The 706-nt window shown below is 40.7% G+C and carries 1 protein-coding gene and 1 pseudogene; one reads left to right on the top strand and one right to left on the bottom strand.

Features of this window, described 5'->3' with window-relative positions:
• Window positions 1-3 precede the first annotated feature (3 nt).
• Window positions 4-132, top strand: a complete 129-nt coding sequence (locus tag A0F92_RS16040; protein WP_394330966.1) for a transposase — start codon at window positions 4-6, stop codon at window positions 130-132.
• Between the two features lie 203 nt (window positions 133-335).
• On the opposite strand, the pseudogene A0F92_RS05380 reads toward A0F92_RS16040, so the two are convergent.
• Window positions 336-706: pseudogene (locus A0F92_RS05380) on the bottom strand (integrase core domain-containing protein); the annotation flags it as partial.

The raw sequence follows: 706 nt of genomic DNA, 5'->3' as shown, positions 1-706 counted from the left end.
CAGATTGAAGGCGTAAGTCATGCCACCATTTTAAGCATCATGAGTGAAATAGGACCTGATGGATTTACAAAGTTTGAAACATCCAAACAATTTACCTCCTGGCTAAGGCTTGCACCCAACAATAAGATGTAATTGCTACTACTTAATCTGACAACCGGTTAAATTTAGAGCAGGTTTTTTTAAGGCATATGCGATAAAAATTATTGGTTAAAAGTGGTTGGGTTTTGATCAACCGCTTTATTATTTTCATCGGTCAGAATATTCCTGGCAGGTTGCTCCTCAGCAGAGCCTGCTTCCGCTTCTTCTGACATGCTAAAGTTAGCGTCTTTTTCCAAGAGTTCATCGATACGTTTTTCTTTGGCTAAATGCACACTGTCAATAAAAGTTTGCATGGGCGTTTTGCCATAGCAGTATTTACCTGAGTGTGTCCGCTCTTCATTGTAGTGTCTTAGCCATTGGTCAAGATCCTGCTGCATTTGATCTACGGAGGTGTATATTTTTTTTCTGAACGCTACTGCATAAAATTCTTCCTGAATGGTGCGATGAAAACGTTCACAGATACCATTGGTTTGAGGGCTGCGGGCTTTCGTTTTTGAGTGTTCTATTCCTTCGATTTGAAGATACAATTCATACTCATGATACTCCGGCTTGCCACAGAATTCGGTTCCACGATCAGTTAAAATCCGCAGCAGTGGCAGTTGTTTAG

Origin of the sequence: Hydrotalea flava (assembly GCF_001623405.1) — a bacterium.
GTDB classification, from domain to species: Bacteria; Bacteroidota; Bacteroidia; order Chitinophagales; family Chitinophagaceae; genus Hydrotalea; species Hydrotalea flava.
The sequence above is the reverse complement of the archived record's forward strand: the minus strand, read 5'-3'. Positions and strand labels throughout refer to the sequence as shown.